The organism is Streptomyces sp. BJ20 (assembly GCF_022869105.1).
In the GTDB taxonomy this organism is placed as follows: Bacteria; Actinomycetota; Actinomycetes; order Streptomycetales; family Streptomycetaceae; genus Streptomyces; species Streptomyces griseoincarnatus.
Genome location: NZ_CP094918.1, coordinates 1,849,038 through 1,867,084 on the forward strand (window position 1 = coordinate 1,849,038; position 18,047 = coordinate 1,867,084).

Sequence of the window (18,047 nt, forward strand, 5' to 3'; positions counted from 1 at the left end):
GACAAGAGATGGGTCCCGTACTCGCGGGCGTGCTCCAGCTGCTCGCCCTGATGGCGGCGCTGGCGCTCGCCTGCAAACCGCTCGGCGCCTACATGGCCAAGGTCTACACCTCCGACAAGCACCTGCGCGTCGAGAAGTGGATCTACAAGGGCATCGGTGCCGACCCCGACACGGAGATGCGCTGGCCCGCGTACCTGCGCGGCGTCCTCGCCTTCTCGGCCGTCGGCGTCCTGTTCCTCTACCTGCTCCAGCGGCTCCAGGGCCACCTGCCGGGCTCGCTCGGATTCGCCTCGATCGACCCGGACCAGGCGTTCAACACGGCCGTGTCGTTCGTGACCAACACCAACTGGCAGTCGTACTACGGCGAGCAGGCCATGGGCCACGTCGTGCAGACCGCCGGCCTGGCCGTGCAGAACTTCGTCTCCGCCGCCGTCGGCATGGCCGTCGCCGTCGCGCTCGTGCGCGGATTCGCCCTCCCCCACTCTCGGCTGCGCTCGAGCGGGGGGACCCCCATCCGCACCGGTGAGCTGGGCAACTTCTGGGCCGACCTGGTGCGCGGTGTCGTACGCATCCTGGTGCCCCTGGCGGCTGTCGCCGCGGTCGTGCTGGTCGCCTGCGGCGCGATCCAGAACTTCTCCGGGATCCACGAGGTCGGCCAGTTCATGGGCGGTACGCAGGAGTGGAACGGCGGCGCGGTCGCCTCGCAGGAGGCCATCAAGGAGCTGGGCACCAACGGCGGCGGCTACTTCAACGCCAACAGCTCCCACCCCTTCGAGAACCCCACCCCCTTCACCAACCTCTTCGAGATCTTCCTGATCCTGCTGATCCCGTTCTCGATCACCCGGACCTTCGGTTCGATGGTCGGCTCGGTGAGGCAGGGCTACGCGATCCTCGCCACCATGGCCACCATCTGGGTCGGCTTCGTCGCGCTCATGATGTGGACCGAGTTCTCCCACCACGGCCCGGCCTTCGAGGCCGCGGGTGGGGCGTACGAGGGCAAGGAGGTCCGCTTCGGCGTCGGCGCGTCCTCGATCTTCGCGGTCTCGACCACGCTCACCTCGACCGGTGCGGTGGACTCCTTCCACTCCTCCTTCACCGGCCTCGGCGGCGGTATCACCCTGCTCGGCATGATGCTGGGCGAGATCGCGCCCGGCGGTGTCGGCTCCGGCCTCTACGGCATCCTGATCCTGGCGGTCATCGCGGTGTTCATCGCCGGTCTGATGGTCGGCCGCACCCCCGAGTACCTGGGCAAGAAGATCGGCTCCCGCGAGATCAAGCTGGCGGCCTGCTACATCCTGATCACCCCCGCCCTCGTGCTCGTCTTCACCGCCTGCGCCATGGCGCTGCCGACCCCGGCGAACTCCATGACCAACAGCGGGGCGCACGGATTCTCCGAGATCCTCTACGCCTACACGTCCGGAGCCAACAACAACGGCTCGGCGTTCGCCGGCCTGAACGCGGACACGCAGTGGTTCAACACCACGATCGGCCTGGCCATGCTCCTCGGCCGCTTCGTGCCGATGGTGTTCGTCCTGGCACTGGCCGGCTCGCTCGCCGAGCAGAAGCCGGTCCCGGTGACCGCGGGCACCCTGCGCACCGACAAGCCGCTGTACACCGGGCTGCTGGTCGGCACGATCATCATCATCACCGGTCTGACGTACTTCCCCGCGCTCGCGCTGGGACCGCTGGCCGAAGGGCTGGCGTGATGACCACCGACGTAAAGAAGCAGGACTCCATGTCCACTGGCGCCTTCGCGCCCCACCAGGACCCACCCACCGGGCACAAGGCCCCCGAGGGCCGCGTGGGCGCGGGCCTCTTCGACCCCGGGCAACTGGTCAGGTCGCTGCCGGACGCCTTCCGCAAGCTCGACCCGCGGGTGATGGTCAAGTCCCCCGTGATGTTCGTGGTGTGGAGCGGGTCCGTCCTGACCACCGTCTTCTCCTTCACCGACCCGGGCGACTGGTTCGGCTGGACGATCAGCGCCTGGCTGTGGCTGACGGTGATCTTCGCCAACCTGGCGGAGGCCGTCGCCGAGGGCCGCGGCAAGGCCCAGGCCGACACCCTGCGCAAGGCCAAGACCGACACGGTCGCCCGCCGGATCAGCGGTTCCACCGAGGAGCGCGTGCCCGGCACCGAGCTGAGGATCGGCGACCTGGTGGTCTGCGAGGCCGGTGACGTCATCCCCGGTGACGGTGACGTCGTCGAGGGTGTCGCCTCGGTCGACGAGTCGGCGATCACCGGCGAGTCCGCGCCCGTGATCCGGGAGTCCGGCGGCGACCGCTCGGCGGTCACCGGCGGCACGAAGGTCCTCTCCGACCGGATCGTCGTCAGGATCACGACGAAGCCCGGCGAGACCTTCATCGACCGGATGATCAACCTGGTCGAGGGCGCGGCACGGCAGAAGACGCCGAACGAGATCGCGCTCAACATCCTCCTGGCCTCGCTGACCGTCGTCTTCCTGCTGGCCTGCGCCACACTGCCGCCCCTGGCGGACTACGCGGGCACGCACCTGACGATGGTCGTGCTGGTCGCCCTGCTGGTCTGCCTGATCCCGACCACGATCGGCGCCCTGCTCTCCGCGATCGGCATCGCGGGCATGGACCGCCTGGTCCAGCGCAACGTGCTGGCCATGTCGGGCCGGGCGGTCGAGGCCGCCGGCGACGTCTCCACCCTCCTGCTGGACAAGACCGGCACCATCACGCTGGGCAACCGGCAGGCGGCCGAGTTCGTGCCGGTGCGGGGCACGACAGAGGCGCAGGTCGCCGACGCGGCGCAGCTGTCGTCGCTGGCCGACGAGACACCCGAGGGGCGCTCCGTCGTCGTCCTCGCCAAGGAGGAGTACGGCCTGCGCGAGCGCCACCAGGGCGAACTGGCGGGCGCCGAGTGGATCGCCTTCACCGCGCAGACCCGCATGTCGGGGGTGGACGTCGGCGGACGCAGGATCCGCAAGGGCGCGGCCGGTTCGGTCGTCGCCTGGGTCGAGGAGCGAGGCGGCACGGTCGCCCCGGACGCCGAGGAGATCACCCGGCGCATCTCCGAGGCGGGCGGTACGCCGCTGCTCGTCGCGGTCGAGGATGCCCGCGGGGCCCGCGTCCTGGGTGTCATCCACCTCAAGGACGTCGTCAAGCACGGGATGCGGGAGCGGTTCGAGGAACTGCGCAGCATGGGCATCAAGACCGTCATGATCACGGGTGACAACCCGCTGACGGCCAAGGCGATCGCCGAGGAGGCGGGCGTCGACGACTTCCTCGCGGAGGCCACCCCCGAGGACAAGATGGCCCTCATCAAGCGCGAACAGGCCGGCGGCAAGCTCGTCGCCATGACGGGCGACGGCACCAACGACGCCCCCGCACTCGCGCAGGCGGACGTCGGCGTGGCCATGAACACCGGCACATCGGCCGCCAAGGAGGCCGGCAACATGGTCGACCTCGACTCCAACCCGACCAAGCTCATCGAGATCGTCGAGATCGGCAAGCAACTGCTGATCACGCGCGGCGCGCTGACCACGTTCTCCATCGCCAACGACGTCGCGAAGTACTTCGCGATCATCCCGGCGCTGTTCGCGGCCGTCCACCCGGGCCTGGACAAGCTCAACATCATGGGCCTGTCCTCGCCCGACTCCGCGATCCTGTCCGCGGTGATCTTCAACGCGCTCGTCATCATCGCCCTGGTGCCGCTCTCCCTGAAGGGCGTGCGGTACCGGCCGGTGAGCGCGGACAAGCTGCTGCGGCGCAATCTGACGATCTACGGCCTGGGTGGACTGGTCGTCCCCTTCATCGGCATCAAGATCATCGACCTGCTCATCTCCCTCACTCCCGGGATCGGCTGAGGCCATGAACAACTCCGTCACGAACACCGCCCGGCTGCTCGGGGCGGGCCTGCGCGCCCTCCTCGTGCTGACCCTGGTGACCGGTGTCCTCTACCCGCTGGTCGTCACCGGCATCGCGCAGGGGCTGTTCCCCGGCAGGGCGAACGGCTCCGAGATCAAGGCGGACGGCAAGGTCGTCGGCTCCTCCCTGATCGGGCAGGCGTACAACCTGCCGCCGGAGGAGGGCCGGGAGACCCCGGCACCGGACCTGAAGTGGTTCCAGGGCCGCCCGCAGAACGGCCTCGGCACCAACAGCGTCAACACCCGGTACAAGCTCGTCCTGTCCGGCGCGACCAACCGGTCCGGGGACGACGAAGAGCTCGTCCAGTGGGTGAAGGACGCCAAGGCCGCCGTCGTCAAGGACAACTCCACGGACACCTACAAGGTGAAGCCGTCCCAGGTGCCCCCGGACGCGGTCACCTCCTCCGGGTCCGGCCTGGACCCGGACATCTCCCCGCGGTACGCGGACCTCCAGGTCCACCGGGTCGCCGAGAGGAACGGCCTGTCCACCGCGCAGGTGCGGAAGCTCGTCGAGGAGCACACCGAGGGGCGCACCCTCGGCTTCATGGGAGAGCCGCGCGTGAACGTCCTCGAACTCAACGTCGCCCTGAAGGAACTCACGGCGAAGAGCTGACGACGTGACGCGATGTCCTCGGGAACCGGCGGGGCGGGGACGTCCCGGCCCCGCCGGCTTCCGCAGCAGCGACGTCGGGCGCCCCGCTTCCGGACGTGCAGGGCTCGACGTACGACAGGAGAGGCAGACACCCATGACCCGGGTGCTCGTGGTCGAGGACGACCCGCAGCTGGTGCGGGCCCTCGTCCTGAACTTGCAGGCACGTCACTACGGCGTGGACGCCGCGCCCGACGGCGCCACCGCCCTGCGGCTCGCCGCCGCACGGCAGCCCGACGTCGTACTGCTCGACCTCGGCCTGCCCGACTTGGACGGCGTCGACGTCATCAAGGGCCTGCGCGGCTGGAGCCGGGTGCCGATCCTGGTCCTGTCCGCCCGGCAGGCGTCCGACGAGAAGGTGGCCGCGCTGGACGCCGGTGCCGACGACTACGTCACAAAGCCGTTCAGCGTGAACGAACTGCTGGCCCGCCTCAGGGCCGCCGTCCGCCGCACCGAGGTCGTCCCGGCCGGTCCGGCGGAGACGCTCGTCGAGACGGAGGACTTCACCCTCGACCTGCTGGCCAAGAGGGCGGTGCGCGACGGCAGGGACGTGCGGCTGACCCCCACCGAGTGGCACCTGCTGGAGACACTGGTGACCAGCCCCGGCCGGCTGATCACACAGAAGCACCTGTTGAAGGAGGTCTGGGGCGTCTCGCAGAGCAGCAAGACCAACTACCTGCGGGTCTACATGGCCCAGCTGCGACGCAAACTGGAGAGGGACCCCTCCCACCCCCGCCACCTGATCACCGAGCCCGGCATGGGCTACCGCTTCGAACGCTGAACCGAGGGACGACATGGCACGAGGCACGCTCCGGATCTACCTCGGCGCGGCACCGGGCGTCGGCAAGACGTACGCGATGCTGTCGGAGGCCCACCGTCGCGTCGAGCGGGGCACCGACTGCGTGGTCGCCTTCGTGGAGCACCACCACCGGCCGCGCACCGAGGTGATGCTCCACGGCCTCGAACAGCTCCCGCGCAGGGAGATCGAGTACCGCGGCGGGACCTTCACCGAGATGGACGTGGACGCCGTCCTGCGCCGCGCCCCCAAGGTCGCCCTGGTCGACGAGCTGGCCCACACCAACATGCCGGGCTCCCGCAACACCAAGCGCTGGCAGGACGTCGAGGAACTCCTCGCCGCGGGCATCGACGTCATATCCACGGTCAACATCCAGCACCTGGAGTCCCTCGGCGACGTGGTCGAGTCGATCACCGGTGTACGGCAGCGTGAGACCGTCCCCGACGAGGTCGTACGGCGTGCCGACCAGATAGAGCTGGTCGACATGTCCCCGCAGGCGCTGCGCCGCCGTATGGCGCACGGCAACATCTACAAGCCGGACAAGGTCGACGCGGCGCTGTCCAACTACTTCCGGCCGGGCAATCTCACGGCCCTGCGCGAACTGGCTCTGCTCTGGGTCGCCGACCGGGTCGACGCCCACCTCACCGAGTACCGCAGCGAGCACCATGTCTCGGCCATATGGGGCTCGCGGGAGCGGATCGTGGTCGGCCTCACCGGTGGCCCGGAGGGGCGCACCCTGATCCGGCGCGCCGCGCGGCTGGCCGAGAAGGGCGCCGGAGGGGAGGTCATGGCCGTCTACATCTCCCGCAGCGACGGCCTCACCGCCGTGTCCCCGAAGGAGCTGGCCCTTCAGCGCACGCTCGTCGAGGATCTCGGCGGCACCTTCCACCAGGTCGTCGGCGACGACATCCCCGCCGCCCTGCTCGACTTCGCCCGGGGGGCGAACGCCACCCAGATCGTCCTCGGCGTCTCACGGCGCCGCAGCTGGCAGTACGTCTTCGGGCCCGGCGTCGGCGCCACGGTCGCCCGCGAGTCCGGCCCCGACCTCGACGTCCACCTCATCACGCACGCCGAGGTCGGCAAGGGCCGCGGACTGCCGGTGGCGCGCGGCGCACGCCTCGGGCGCTCGCGGGTGATCAGCGGCTGGCTGGCCGGCGTGCTCGGTCCCCTCCTGCTCACCTGGCTCCTGAAAAGCGTCGTGCCGGACATCGGCCTCGCCAACCACATGCTGCTGTTCCTGACCCTGACGGTGGCGGCGGCGCTGCTGGGCGGACTCCTGCCGGCGCTGGCCTCCGCCGTGGTCGGCTCCACGCTGCTGAACTGGTTCTTCACCCCGCCCGTCCACACCCTGACCGTCGCCGACCCGCAGAACATCGTCGCCATCGTGGTCTTCGTCGGCGTGGCCGTGGCGGTGGCCTCCGTGGTGGACCTCGCGGCCCGCCGCACCCACCAGGCCGCCCGGCTGCGGGCCGAGTCGGAGATCCTGTCCTTCCTCGCGGGCAACGTGCTGCGCGGCGAGACCGGGCTGGAGGACCTGCTGGAACGCGTCCGCGAGACCTTCGGCATGGAGTCGGTCGCGCTGCTGGAGCGGGCCGGTGAGAAGGATCCCTGGACGTGCGCCGGCAGCGTGGGCCCCCGGCCCGCCACGACCCCGGACGCCGCGGACGTCGACGTCCCCGTCGGCGACCATATGGCCCTGTCCCTGTGCGGCCGGGTCCTGCCGGCCGCCGACCGGCGGGTACTGGCCGCCTTCGCCGCCCAGGCCGCTGTCGTCGTGGACCGCCGGCGTCTCAAGGGCGAGGCGGACCGCGCGGAGGAACTGGCCGAGGGCAACCGTATCCGCACCGCGCTGCTCGCCGCCGTCAGCCACGACCTGCGCACCCCGCTCGCCGGGATCAAGGCGGCCGTGACGTCCCTGCGCTCCGACGACGTCGAGTGGTCCGAGGAGGACCAGGCGGAGCTGCTGGAAGCCATCGAAGAGGGCGCCGACCGCCTCGACCACCTGGTAGGCAACCTGCTGGACATGTCCCGCCTGCAGACCGGCACCGTCACGCCGATCATCCGCGAGACCGACCTGGACGAGGTCGTCCCCATGGCGCTCGGCGCCGTACCCGAGGACAGCGTGGACCTGGACGTGCCCGAGAGCCTGCCCATGGTCGGCGTGGACCGCGGCCTGCTGGAACGGTCGGTCGCCAACATCGTCGAGAACGCGGTGAAGTACAGCCCGCCGGGCGAGCGCGTCCTGGTCTCCGCGAGCGCCATGGCCGACCGGGTGGAGATCAGGGTCGTCGACCGCGGCCCCGGTGTCCCGGACGAGGTCAAGGACCGCATCTTCGAACCCTTCCAGCGCTACGGCGACGCCCCGCGCGGCGACGGGGTGGGACTCGGACTGGCGGTCGCCCGCGGCTTCGCCGAGGCCATCGGCGGCACTCTGCACGCCGAGGACACCCCCGGCGGCGGCCTGACCATGGTGCTCGCCGTACGGACCGCGCCCGGGCGCCGGCGGGAGCGGCCGGACGTGTCCCCCGCGGTCACGTCCTGATGGCCCGGGGAGCGTACGCGCGCACGCGGTCCCGACGAGGCGGACGGTCCTACGGGGGCCGGAGCCCACGCACCACCGAGAGGACTGTGCAGACATGAAGCCACCCCGGGAATGGGGTATGCGGTCCCGGATCGTCGGCCTCACGAGCGGCTCGGTCGTCCTGATCGCCGGGGGTGCTCTCGCTGACTCGATGTGGCTCATCGGCGTCGGCGCGTGGACGCTCATCGCAGCCGGGCTGCTGGAGATGATCTACCGGCCGTGATCGCCGCTGCAGCATCGGTCCACGGCGCGGCGAAGCCGGCAACCCGGGTACGCGCACGTCGCCGACCAGTGGCGTCGACGCTAGGGAGGAGTCAGTGCCGTTGCACGGCGTGGGCCTTCTCGTACAGCGCGCGGGTGACGGCGAGCCAGGTCTCCCTCGGGAGGTCGGGGATCCGGTTCTCCTCCGCGTCGATCAGGAGTTCCTGGAGGATGTGGTGGTCCTCCGGCGCGTCGGACGAGGCGATCGAGCGCAGGTACTTGGTGAGCCGGGGGACCTGGTACTTCGTGGTCCGGGGATCGACCAGCCACGTGAAGAACCAACGGACCATGCGGGCGATGCGCCGGGTGTGCAGGTCGGCCGCGTACGGGTCCGAGTGGTCCAGGCGAGGCGTGACGCGGAAGTCCACCGCCAGAAGTCCGGCGAGCAGGTCGCGCGCCGTCTCCTCCGTCTGGACCGCGTGCGGCAGGTGCTCGAGGACGATGCTCTGCGCCGCGTAGGTCAGGGGCTGGCGCAGGAGGGACAGCAGGTCCTCGTGGTGGGTCTGCGACAGGCGTTCCTCTGTTTTGTGCCGGAGGTCGGCGGCGTGTCCCGCACGGTTCGTCGCACAGGTCAGGTCGTCGGCCAGGGCACGGACCTGGGACATCTCCAGACGGGCCCGGCGGCCCCTGTGCCCCAGGAATTTGGAGACCGTCGACCGTCCCGCGACCGGCTGGTCGAAGAGCACCGGCAACGCCTCGTCCCGCAGCGCCCGTTGACGCTCCGGAGTCAGCCGGTCGGTGATCGCCCCCCGTCCCGGGACCGTGGTGAAACCCGCGCCGTCACCCGTAGTGCCACGGGCGGCGGGCGCGTCCACTCCTGGGTGGAACTCAGGGGGCGCGCTCGGCGGTGGCGGATACGGGGTCGGCGTGGTCGACGGCCCTGGGTGTCCATGGTGGGTGACGGGCCCCGACGGTACTCCGTGGGCGGGCCGTTCCCGCCGCACGGCCGGGACGGACCCGCACGGGCCCTGGGTTTCCGCGGGCCGTCCGTCCGGCGCTTCGAGTGAGCAGTCCGTCCCCTCCGCGGTACCCGTCGCGGCTTGCCCCGCTGCCTCCGGCTCCGGCTCCGTCTCCGGGCCCGGCTGCCGAGGGGCGGACCGCACGTCCTCGGCCTGCTGTTGCCGCCACTCCGACGGCGAGGTCCAGCTCGGGTCGGAGACGGATGCCTGTCCGGCCGGCTGACGGCTGGGGAACCGCTGGACGTCCGGCTGCGGCTGTCGCCGGTGGGTCGGAGCGGGGTCCTGGCTGTGTTCCTGGACCGGGACGGACGGGGCAGGGGCAGGTGAGGGAGCCGGAGCCCGCACCTGCGCCGGGGTGGCCACGGGGACGGGCCCCGTGTCCGTCCCTCCCGCCCCGTCGTACCTACCGGGCCACACGTCCCGGAGCAGGTCGTGGAAGCGCCGGTGCGCGGGGTCGGCCGAGTTCGGGTCGGTGTCCAGCAGACGCCGGTACTTCACGTCGGACCGCCAGTGCAGGTAGTGGTCCATGAGGGTGGTGGCGAGCTCGGCGGCCCGGTCCGCGCCGGGGTCCAGCAGATCGATCCGGCGCAGCCGGCCGCTCGTCCGCCCGGAACGTTCGCTCGACACTGATCCGGAGCAGATCCTTCCGCGCTTCGTCGCTGAGGGCGTCGAGGAACGTGCGGTCCTGCACCACCAGAGCCATGTATCCGTCGCTTCCGGCAGAGGCCGGCCATCCGGCCGAGGGGCGGGAGAAAGAATGAGGCGGACGGGTCTGACACTGTACTCGCGCCCCGGCCGCGACGTCCCGTCCCCGCCGCGCACACCCCGGTGGTGGCCATCGCCGGGGTGGCATGGCCGGGCGAATGCGGGGCACGGTGGACCGCGACGGACCGCCACGTTTCACGGCGTGGCGTGGGCGGAGCGCATGGCCGCGAAGGCGGGCGGGGTGACCGCATCGGACGAACACGGGCGTGGCCGAAGGCACCGGCCGGCATGACGGGAAAGGGTGTTGCGTGGAGCGATCAGGCCCGCCGGGAGACGGCGTCGGCGCGCAGGTGTTCACCTCCGATCCGGAGGTCGGCGCGGACCTCGCCCGGGTGGACTGGGCGGCCACCCCGCTCGGCCCGCCGGAGGAGTGGCCGCAGAGTCTGCGGACGGCCGTCAGCATCCTGCTCTCCTCCCGGTTCCCGATGTGGATGGCGTGGGGCGAGGAGCTGACGTTCTTCTGCAACGGCGCCTACCGGCGTGACACCCTCGGCCGTAAGTACCCCTGGGCGCTGGGGCGGCCCGCGAGCGAGGTGTGGGCGGAGATCTGGGGGGACATCGGGCCCCGCATCGAGGCCGTGCTGGGCACGGGCCGGGCCACCTGGGACGAAGGGCTGCTCCTCTTCCTGGAGCGGTCCGGCTACACCGAGGAGACGTACCACACGTTCTCCTACAGCCCGCTGCGGGACGATACCGGCGACGTCGTCGGCATGCTCTGTGTGGTCAGCGAGGAGACCGAGCGGGTGATCGGCGAGCGGCGCATGGCCACCCTGCGCGACCTCGGTTCCGACCCCAGTGTGATCCGCACCGAGCAGGAGGTGCTGGCCTTCGCCGACCGGCAGCTGTCCCGCAATCCGCAGGACCTGCCCTTCACCCTGACCTACCTGTTCGACGGCGACGACGCCCGGCTCGCCGGCGCGAGCGGCGTCACCCCCGGCACTCCCGTCGCGCCCCGCGTCCTCCCCGTGGGCGGCAACCGGACCGGCGACGAGAGCGGCGACGAAGGCGTCTGGCCCGTCGCCGCGCTGGCCGAGGGGGAGGCACGCCTCGTCCCGCTGACCGGCGCGCCCTTCGACGACCTGCCCGGCGGCGGCCGGTCCGAGCCGCCCGTGGAGGCGCTCGTGGTGCCCCTGCTCCAGCAGGGCAGCGCGCCGTACGGCTTCCTCGTGGCCGGCCTCAACCGCTACCGCGCCCTCGACGACCGCTACCGGGGGTTCGTCGAGCTGGCGGCCGGACACATCGCCTCCGGCATCGGCAGCGCCCGCAGCTACGAGGCGCAGCAGCGGCGCGCGGAGGAACTCGCCGAGCTGGACCGGGCCAAGACCGCCTTCTTCTCCAACGTCAGCCACGAGCTGCGCACCCCGCTCACCCTGATCATGGGCCCGGTCGAGGAGCTGCGGACCCGGCTCGCGGACGCGGGCGACGACGTAACGACGGAACTCGACGCCATCCACCGCAACGGGCTGCGGCTGGGCAAACTCGTCAACACGCTGCTCGACTTCTCCCGTATCGAGGCCGGCCGCATGCAGGCCCGCTACGAGCCGGTCGAACTCGGCGCGGTGACGGCGGAGCTGGCCAGCGTGTTCCGCTCGGCCGTCGAACGGGCCGGGCTCACCTTCGACGTGGACTGCCCCGCCCTCGACGAACCGGTGCACGTGGACCGCACCATGTGGGAGAAGGTGATCCTCAATCTCCTCAGCAACGCGCTGAAGTTCACCTTCGAGGGCACCGTCCGCGTGACCGTGCGCCGCTCCGGCCCGCACGCCGTGGTCACCGTGGCCGACACCGGGACCGGCGTGCCGGAGGCGGAGATGCCGCGCCTGTTCGAGCGTTTCCACCGCATCGAGAACGCCCGCTCCCGGTCGAACGAGGGCAGCGGCATCGGGCTGGCCCTGGTGCGGGAACTCGTCGGGCTGCACGGCGGCACGATCGACGCCGAGAGCGCCGAGGGCAAGGGCACCGTCTTCACCGTCCGCGTGCCGTTCGGCACCGCGCACCTGCCCGAGGGCTCCGTGGTGTCGGAGCCGGCCGCCGCCAGGGCCTCGGCCACCGCCGGCCCGTACGTCCACGAGGCCCTCCGCTGGCTCCCGGTGGGCGCGGCGGAAGGCGACGGCCCGGGGGAGGCGGCAGCCGCCCCGCTCGGGTCGGACGCCGGTCCCACCCGCAGCGCACGCGTGATGGTCGCCGACGACAACGCCGACATGCGCGAGTACCTCACCCGCATCCTGACCGCCGGGGGATACGAGGTCACCGCCGTCACCGACGGCGTCGAAGCCCTCGACGCCGCGCGCCGCCGCACGCCCGACCTCGTCGTCAGCGACGTGATGATGCCCCGGCTGGACGGGCTGGAGCTGGTGACCCGGCTGCGCGGCGACTCCCGCACGGCCTCCGTGCCGGTGCTGCTGCTGTCGGCCAGGGCCGGGCAGGAGGCGTCGATCGAGGGACTGCGGGCCGGTGCCGACGACTACCTGGTGAAGCCCTTCGCCGCCGCCGAACTGCTCGCCCGGGTCCGCGCCAACGTCGAACTGGCCCGGCTGCGCGGCCACCACCTGCGCTGGCGCACCGCGCTCGTCGACTCGCTCCAGGAGGCGTTCTTCGTCTGCGACGAGTCCGGCGCCGTCGTGGAGATCAACACGGCCTTCACCGACATCCTCGGCTACGGCCCCGAGGACCTGCCGTACGCCCCGGCCCACCCGTGGTGGCCGGACGCGGTCACCGACCCGGGCGCGCACGCGCAGGTCGGCGAAGCCTTCGCCGGCCTGCTGGTGAACCCGCGCGGCTCGTACACCGTGCCGGTCACCCGCCGCGACGGCCGCCGCCGGTGGGTCGCCGTGAACTACAACAAGGCCGAGGACCCGGACACCGGACGCCGGGTCACCGTCGGCACCTTCCGCGACGTCACCGCCGAGCACTACGCCGTCCAGCGGGAGACGGCGCTCGCGGCGCTCAGCACCTCGCTGTCCCGCGCCTCCAGCATGCCCGAGGCGCTGTCCGGCGCCCTGGACCAGCTGCGGTCGCTGTGGCGCGCGGACGTCGTGCTGGCCGCCGTCTTCGACGGGGACGACACCCCGGCGCTCACCGCGACCGGCCCGGACCTGCGCTGGGAGGACCTGCCGGAGGCTCGCCGGGAACGGCTCGACGCGCTGCGCGGCCGCCCCCCGCTCACCGTGGTCACGGAGGACAGCGGCGCGGGCGTCCTGCTGGAACACCCGCAGGGCCCGCTGACCCTGTGGGTCGACCTGGGCGGGAACCGGCCGTTCACCTCCGAGGACCGGCTGCTGCTGTCGCTGCTGTCCGGGCACCTCGCCCAGGGCCTGGTGCGGGCGCACCAGATCGACCAGCAGCGGGAGGCCGCGATCGCCCTCCAGCGCGCCATCCTCGGCCCCGCCCGGCTCCCCGACGGTTTCGCCGTACGCTACGAACCCGCCTCGCGCCCGCTGGAGGTGGGCGGCGACTGGTACGACACCGTCACCCTGCCGGACGGGCGCATCGGCATCGTCGTCGGCGACTGCGTCGGACGCGGCCTGGAGGCGGCCAGCGTCATGGGGCAGCTGCGCAGCGCCTGCCGCGCCCTGCTGCTGCAGGACCCGAGCCCCGGCCGCGCGCTGGAGGCGCTCGACCAGTTCGCGGCCGGCGTGGCGGGCGCGTTGTGCACGACCGTCTTCTGCGGGGTGCTCGACCCCGCCACCGGAGAACTCACCTACTCCAGCGCCGGACACCCGCCGGGCATCCTCGTGCACCGCGACGGCACCGTACGGCTGCTGGAGGAGGGACGTGCGCTGCCCCTCGCCGTACGACCGGGCCGGACGCGCCCGGAGGCCACGTGCTCCCTGCCCGCCCGGGCCACGCTGCTGCTGTACACCGACGGTCTCGTCGAACGCCGGCGGCTGCCGCTCAGCACCGGCATCGCACAGGCGGGTGACGCCGTGCAGGAGGGCCGCGACATGCCGGTCGAGGACCTCGCCGGAGCCGTGATGGCGAGGCTCGAGCCGGACGGCGGGTACGACGACGACGTGGCGCTGCTGCTGTACCGCCACCCCGCCCCGCTGGACATCACCTTCCCGGCCGAGTCCTCCCAGCTCGCTCCGGTCCGCCGGGCGCTGCGGAGCTGGCTCGCCCGGTGCGAGCTGCCGCCGAACGCGGTGCAGAACGTCCTCGTCGCCGTCGGCGAGGCGTGCGCGAACGCCATCGAGCACGGCCACCGGCACGCCCCGGGGAACGACGTACGGCTGCGCGCCGTGGCCCTGGTGGACACCCTGCGGGTCACGGTGGCCGACAGCGGCCGGTGGAAGGACCCGCAGCCCGGCGCGGACACGCACCGCGGCCGGGGCATGTCCCTGATGCGGGCGATGATGCAGCACGTCACCGTCTCTCCCGGCCCGTCCGGCACCACCGTCGACATGCAGATGAGGATCGACTGATGACAACCCCGCTCACGCTCGCGCCCGGACGGGGCCCCGACGGCGCCGCCCGTCTCGCCGTCGGCGGCGAGATCGACATGAGCAACGCCGGTCGTCTGGCCGAGGCCCTGGACAGCCGCCCCGGCCCCCTCGTCGTGGACCTGACGGAGGTGGAGTACCTCGACAGCGCGGGGCTGAGCGTGCTGTTCGCCCACGCCGAACGGCTGGAACTCGTCGTTCCTCCGCTGCTCGAGCCCGTCCTCACCGTCTCGGGTCTCGCCGCGCTGGCCACCGTCCACCGCTCCGGGGTTCGGGACGGGCCGCAGGGTTGAGCGACCCGGACCGGGGAAAACGCACGGTGCCCGTCCCTTCCGGACGCCCGTGCGGCGGCGACGCCCCACCGCCGTACGCTGTTCCGGAGCCCGACCGTTCAGGAAAGTTGCCCCAGGTGAGTGAGGCCCTCGACACGACCGTCCGGTACACCGACAAGCACACCGCCGTGATCGTCGTCACCGGAGACGTCGACCTGCACACCGCCCCCGTGCTGCGGGCGGAGGCGCTGACCGCGGTGACGCGAGGCGCCCGACACCTCGTCCTGGACATGGCCGAGGTGGACTTCGTCGACTCCACGGGCCTCACCACCCTGATCGTCCTGCTGCACGCCACCGAGAAGGCGGGCGGCTCGGTGCGCGTCGCGCGCGTGCCCGAGCGTCTCGAGCGCATGGTGACCATGACCGGTATCGCCGAGCTGCTCCCCATGCACGACACGGTCGCGGACGCGCTGGCGGCGTTGGACGTGGCCGGGGGGACGGACGGCGACGCCGGGCACGAGGGCGTGGACGGCGCCGCGGAGCAGGGCGGGCGCGCGTCCGCCGACCGGGGCGCGGGCGTGTCCGTGACCGCATCCGTGGACCGGGGCGCGGGCGTGACCGTATCCGCGGACAGGGGCGCGGGCGTGTCCGCGCACGCATCCGCGGTCCCGGGCGTGGACGTGTCCGCGCACGCATCGGCCGACCGGGGCGTGGACGCCTCCGTGGCCGTATCCGCGGACCGGGGCGTGGACGCCTCCGCGATCGCATCCGACCCGGGCGTGGACGTGTCCGCGATCGCATCCGTGGACCCGGGCGTGGACGCATCCGCGATCGCATCCGGGGACCCGGGCGTGGACGCGTCCGTGACCGCATCCGTGGATCAGGGTGTCGACGATGCCTTCGGCGGTGCCGGGCCGTCCCGGTGAACCGCCCCTCACGGACCCCCGCCCTCGCACCGGCGGACGGTCCCTCCCCCCGCTCCGACCACCCCCGGCGGCGCCGCCGCCCTCGCGTTCGTTGCGCCACATCCCGTCATGGGCGGCGCCGTCCGGGGCAGCCGGGACGCCAGGACGCACGGGCCGGCCGCGGAAAACGGACCGGTTCCGGGGAAAGCGGCGCCGACCCGGCGCACGCGCCGGCGGAGGGAACGGGATGAGACCTGAACGGGAACCGCGGACCGGCGAGGTCTCGCGCCCGTCGTCGGCGGTACCGGACCGGGACGACGCTCTGTCGGTGCTGTTCGGCACGTCGACGGCGCTGTTCGCCTCCATGGCGGGGCCCGCCCATGTGCTGGAGGCCGCGAACCCGGCGTTCTTCACCGCGATCGGGGGCGGGCAGCGCGAGCGCACCGGTGTGCCGCTCGGCGATCTGATGCCCGAACTGGAGGCCCAGGGCTTCCTCCGGCTGCTCGACCAGGTCTACCGGACGGGGGAGCGGCACGTCGGCCGGGACACCCGCGTCGTCCTCGGCGTCGGCCGCCGGGCCCGCGAGGCGTACGTCGACTTCACCTACGAGGCCCGCCGCGACACCGGCGGCAACGTGGTGGGCGTCCGCATGATCGGGGTGGAGACCACCCAGGTCAAGCACGCCCGGCGGCTGGCCGCCGAGCAGCGCGCCCTCCTGGAGCAGATCGCCCGCCAGGCACCCCTGCCGGAGGTGCTGGAGGGCATGTGCCGGGTGATCGAGGAGCTGTCCCCCGACGTCATCGTCTCGGTGCTGCTCGCGGACGAGGAGGGCCGGCATCTGCACCACGGCGCCGCCCCCAGCCTGCCCGCCTTCTACAACCAGGCCATCGACGGCATCGCCACCGGTGAGGGCGCCGGCTCCTGCGGCACGGCCGCCCACCGCCGGCAGAAGGTGATCGTCACCGACATCGCCACCGACCCCCTGTGGGACGACTTCCGTGAGCTGGCCGGCCAGGCGGGGCTGGCCGCCTGCTGGTCCACCCCGATCCTCGGGCGCGACGGGCGGGTGCTGGGCACCTTCGCGATGTACCACCGCACACCGCGCGCCCCCCAGGACACCGACCTCGCGCTGGCCGGCCTGTTCGTCGACACCGCCGCCCTCGCCGTCGAGCGGCACCACGCCGAGCAGGCCCGGCGGACCGCCGACGCCCGGGAGAGGGCGGCCCGCGACGACCTCTCCTACCTGCTGACCGTGAGCACCGCGCTGGCAGGACCGCTGGACGAGGGGCAGACGCTGCGGCGCCTGGCCGAGCTGGCCGTCCCGGCGCTGGCCCCGCTCGCCGCGGTGGACGTCGTGGAGGCCGGACGGATGATCCGGGTGGCGTCCGCCGCCACGACCGGGCGCGCCCGTGAACTGCTCGCCTCCCACAGCGCCGTCCGCGAGACCGAGGACGACGCCGTCGCGCGGGTCCTGGCCACCGGCCTCACCGAAGTGGCCCGCCGCACCCCGCCCGGTCCCGGACCGTGGCAGGAACTGGGCGTCACCGGCTACGTCTGTGTGCCGCTCATGGACCGGGAGCGGCCCTTCGGCGTGCTGAGCCTCTACGCGACGGACGGCGCGTCCCTCGACGGCCACCGGATCGCGCTGGCGGAGGAGGTGGCCCGCCGCGCCGCGTCGGCCGCGCGCAACGCACGCCAGTACGCGCAGCGCGCCGCCCTCGCCCGCGACCTCCAGAGCGGCCTCCTGCTGCCGGACCTGCCCGACGTCCCCGGCGCCCAGGTGGCGGCCTTCTACCACCCGGCGGGTCAAGGGCTCGACATCGGCGGCGACTTCTACGACGTGTTCCCCCGCGGGGACGGCAGTTGGTCCTTCGTCCTGGGGGACGTCTGCGGGCGCGGCGCCAAGGCCGCCACCACGACGGCCCTGGTCCGGCACACCGCCCGTGCCGTCGCCCCGCTCCTCGCCGACCCGGTCGGCATCGTCAAAGCCGTCGACAGGGCCCTGAACGACCGCAGTTCCCAGGAGAACAACGGCTTCGTGACGCTCGTCTACGGCCATCTGACGCCGGTCGACGACGGACTCGCCGTCGAGCTCGTGCGGGCGGGCCATACCCTGCCCCTCCTGCTGGACGCCGGTCACACGGTGACCCCGGTCGAGGCCCACGGCGGCCTGATCGGCATCGGCATCCCGCCCCGGCTCGACGCCGTCCGCCTCACGCTGCGCCCCACGGAGAGCCTGGTGCTGTACACCGACGGCATCACCGAGTGCCGGGCCGCGGGCAGGGAACAGTACGGGGACGCACGCCTGCTCAAGGCCCTGGCCTCCGCCCCGGCCCGTCCGGCCGCGACGGACATCGTGCGGACGCTGACGGAGGACATCGAGGCGTTCACGAACGGGCGCACGGTCGACGACGACCAGGCGGCGCTGGTCGTGACGGCGGAGGGACCGTCACCGCGAGTGCGGTGAGGTCACCTCTCCGCACGGAGGAGCCGGTGCGGCCCGGCCGGGCAGCACGCGGCCCCGCCGGGGC

Annotated in this window: 11 protein-coding genes; 10 read left to right on the plus strand and 1 reads right to left on the minus strand. The window is 72.6% G+C overall.

Translation table 11 applies throughout. From position 1 onward, the window contains the following. The first annotated feature begins 8 nt into the window (after positions 1-8). The 6 genes from kdpA to MTR79_RS08600 all read left to right on the plus strand — a co-directional run bounded on the left by kdpA (position 9) and on the right by MTR79_RS08600 (position 8,138). Positions 9-1,706: a potassium-transporting ATPase subunit KdpA gene (gene kdpA / locus MTR79_RS08575; protein ID WP_244789663.1), complete on the plus strand. Its 1,698-nt coding sequence runs from the start codon at positions 9-11 to the stop codon at positions 1,704-1,706. Continuing rightward, positions 1,706-3,829, plus strand: coding sequence for a potassium-transporting ATPase subunit KdpB (gene kdpB, locus MTR79_RS08580; RefSeq protein WP_244789664.1), 2,124 nt, complete (start codon positions 1,706-1,708; stop codon positions 3,827-3,829). Before kdpA ends, kdpB begins: the two co-directional genes overlap by 1 nt. A 4-nt stretch (positions 3,830-3,833) precedes the next feature. Next, positions 3,834-4,502 carry a potassium-transporting ATPase subunit C gene (locus tag MTR79_RS08585; RefSeq protein WP_189365633.1) on the plus strand — a complete coding sequence of 223 codons (669 nt, stop codon included), beginning with the start codon at positions 3,834-3,836 and terminating at the stop codon, positions 4,500-4,502. Between the two features lie 133 nt (positions 4,503-4,635). Next, positions 4,636-5,319: a response regulator gene (locus tag MTR79_RS08590; RefSeq protein ID WP_086702561.1), complete on the plus strand. Its 684-nt coding sequence runs from the start codon at positions 4,636-4,638 to the stop codon at positions 5,317-5,319. A 13-nt stretch (positions 5,320-5,332) separates the two neighbouring features. After that, positions 5,333-7,876, plus strand: coding sequence for a DUF4118 domain-containing protein (locus MTR79_RS08595; RefSeq protein WP_244789665.1), 2,544 nt, complete (start codon positions 5,333-5,335; stop codon positions 7,874-7,876). Between the two features lie 94 nt (positions 7,877-7,970). After that, positions 7,971-8,138 (plus strand): hypothetical protein, encoded by a 168-nt coding sequence (locus MTR79_RS08600; RefSeq protein WP_189365635.1) that lies wholly within the window; start codon positions 7,971-7,973, stop codon positions 8,136-8,138. 91 nt (positions 8,139-8,229) lie between these two features. Here the strand turns inward: MTR79_RS08600 and MTR79_RS08605 are convergent, their stop codons facing one another. Next, positions 8,230-9,762 carry a hypothetical protein gene (locus tag MTR79_RS08605; protein WP_244789666.1) on the minus strand — a complete coding sequence of 511 codons (1,533 nt, stop codon included), beginning with the start codon at positions 9,760-9,762 and terminating at the stop codon, positions 8,230-8,232. Between the two features lie 386 nt (positions 9,763-10,148). On the opposite strand from MTR79_RS08605, the gene MTR79_RS08610 reads away from it, so the two are divergent. The 4 genes from MTR79_RS08610 (at position 10,149) to MTR79_RS08625 (ending at position 17,983) form a co-directional block, all read left to right on the plus strand. Then, on the plus strand, positions 10,149-14,321 hold the full coding sequence (locus tag MTR79_RS08610) for a SpoIIE family protein phosphatase (RefSeq protein WP_244789667.1): 4,173 nt from the start codon (positions 10,149-10,151) through the stop codon (positions 14,319-14,321). Continuing rightward, positions 14,321-14,632, plus strand: a complete 312-nt coding sequence (locus tag MTR79_RS08615; protein ID WP_086702556.1) for an STAS domain-containing protein — start codon at positions 14,321-14,323, stop codon at positions 14,630-14,632. The genes MTR79_RS08610 and MTR79_RS08615 overlap by 1 nt, the downstream gene beginning before the upstream one ends. 116 nt (positions 14,633-14,748) lie before the next feature. Continuing rightward, complete coding sequence (locus MTR79_RS08620; protein ID WP_244789668.1) at positions 14,749-15,537, plus strand: STAS domain-containing protein; 789 nt, start codon at positions 14,749-14,751, stop codon at positions 15,535-15,537. Between the two features lie 226 nt (positions 15,538-15,763). Beyond that, a complete protein-coding gene (locus MTR79_RS08625) occupies positions 15,764-17,983 on the plus strand; it encodes a SpoIIE family protein phosphatase (protein ID WP_244789669.1) in 2,220 nt (739 codons plus the stop codon). The last annotated feature ends 64 nt before the right edge of the window (positions 17,984-18,047 follow it).

Bases quoted from the DNA above. Each gene is read 5' to 3' on its own strand.
- kdpA (WP_244789663.1), top strand. From the start codon at position 9: ATGGGTCCCGTACTCGCGGGCGTGCTCCAGCTGCTCGCCCTGATGGCG.
- kdpB (WP_244789664.1), top strand. From the start codon at position 1,706: ATGACCACCGACGTAAAGAAGCAGGACTCCATGTCCACTGGCGCCTTC.
- MTR79_RS08585 (WP_189365633.1), top strand. From the start codon at position 3,834: ATGAACAACTCCGTCACGAACACCGCCCGGCTGCTCGGGGCGGGCCTG.
- MTR79_RS08590 (WP_086702561.1), top strand. From the start codon at position 4,636: ATGACCCGGGTGCTCGTGGTCGAGGACGACCCGCAGCTGGTGCGGGCC.
- MTR79_RS08595 (WP_244789665.1), top strand. From the start codon at position 5,333: ATGGCACGAGGCACGCTCCGGATCTACCTCGGCGCGGCACCGGGCGTC.
- MTR79_RS08600 (WP_189365635.1), top strand. From the start codon at position 7,971: ATGAAGCCACCCCGGGAATGGGGTATGCGGTCCCGGATCGTCGGCCTC.
- MTR79_RS08615 (WP_086702556.1), top strand. From the start codon at position 14,321: ATGACAACCCCGCTCACGCTCGCGCCCGGACGGGGCCCCGACGGCGCC.
- MTR79_RS08625 (WP_244789669.1), top strand. From the start codon at position 15,764: ATGAGACCTGAACGGGAACCGCGGACCGGCGAGGTCTCGCGCCCGTCG.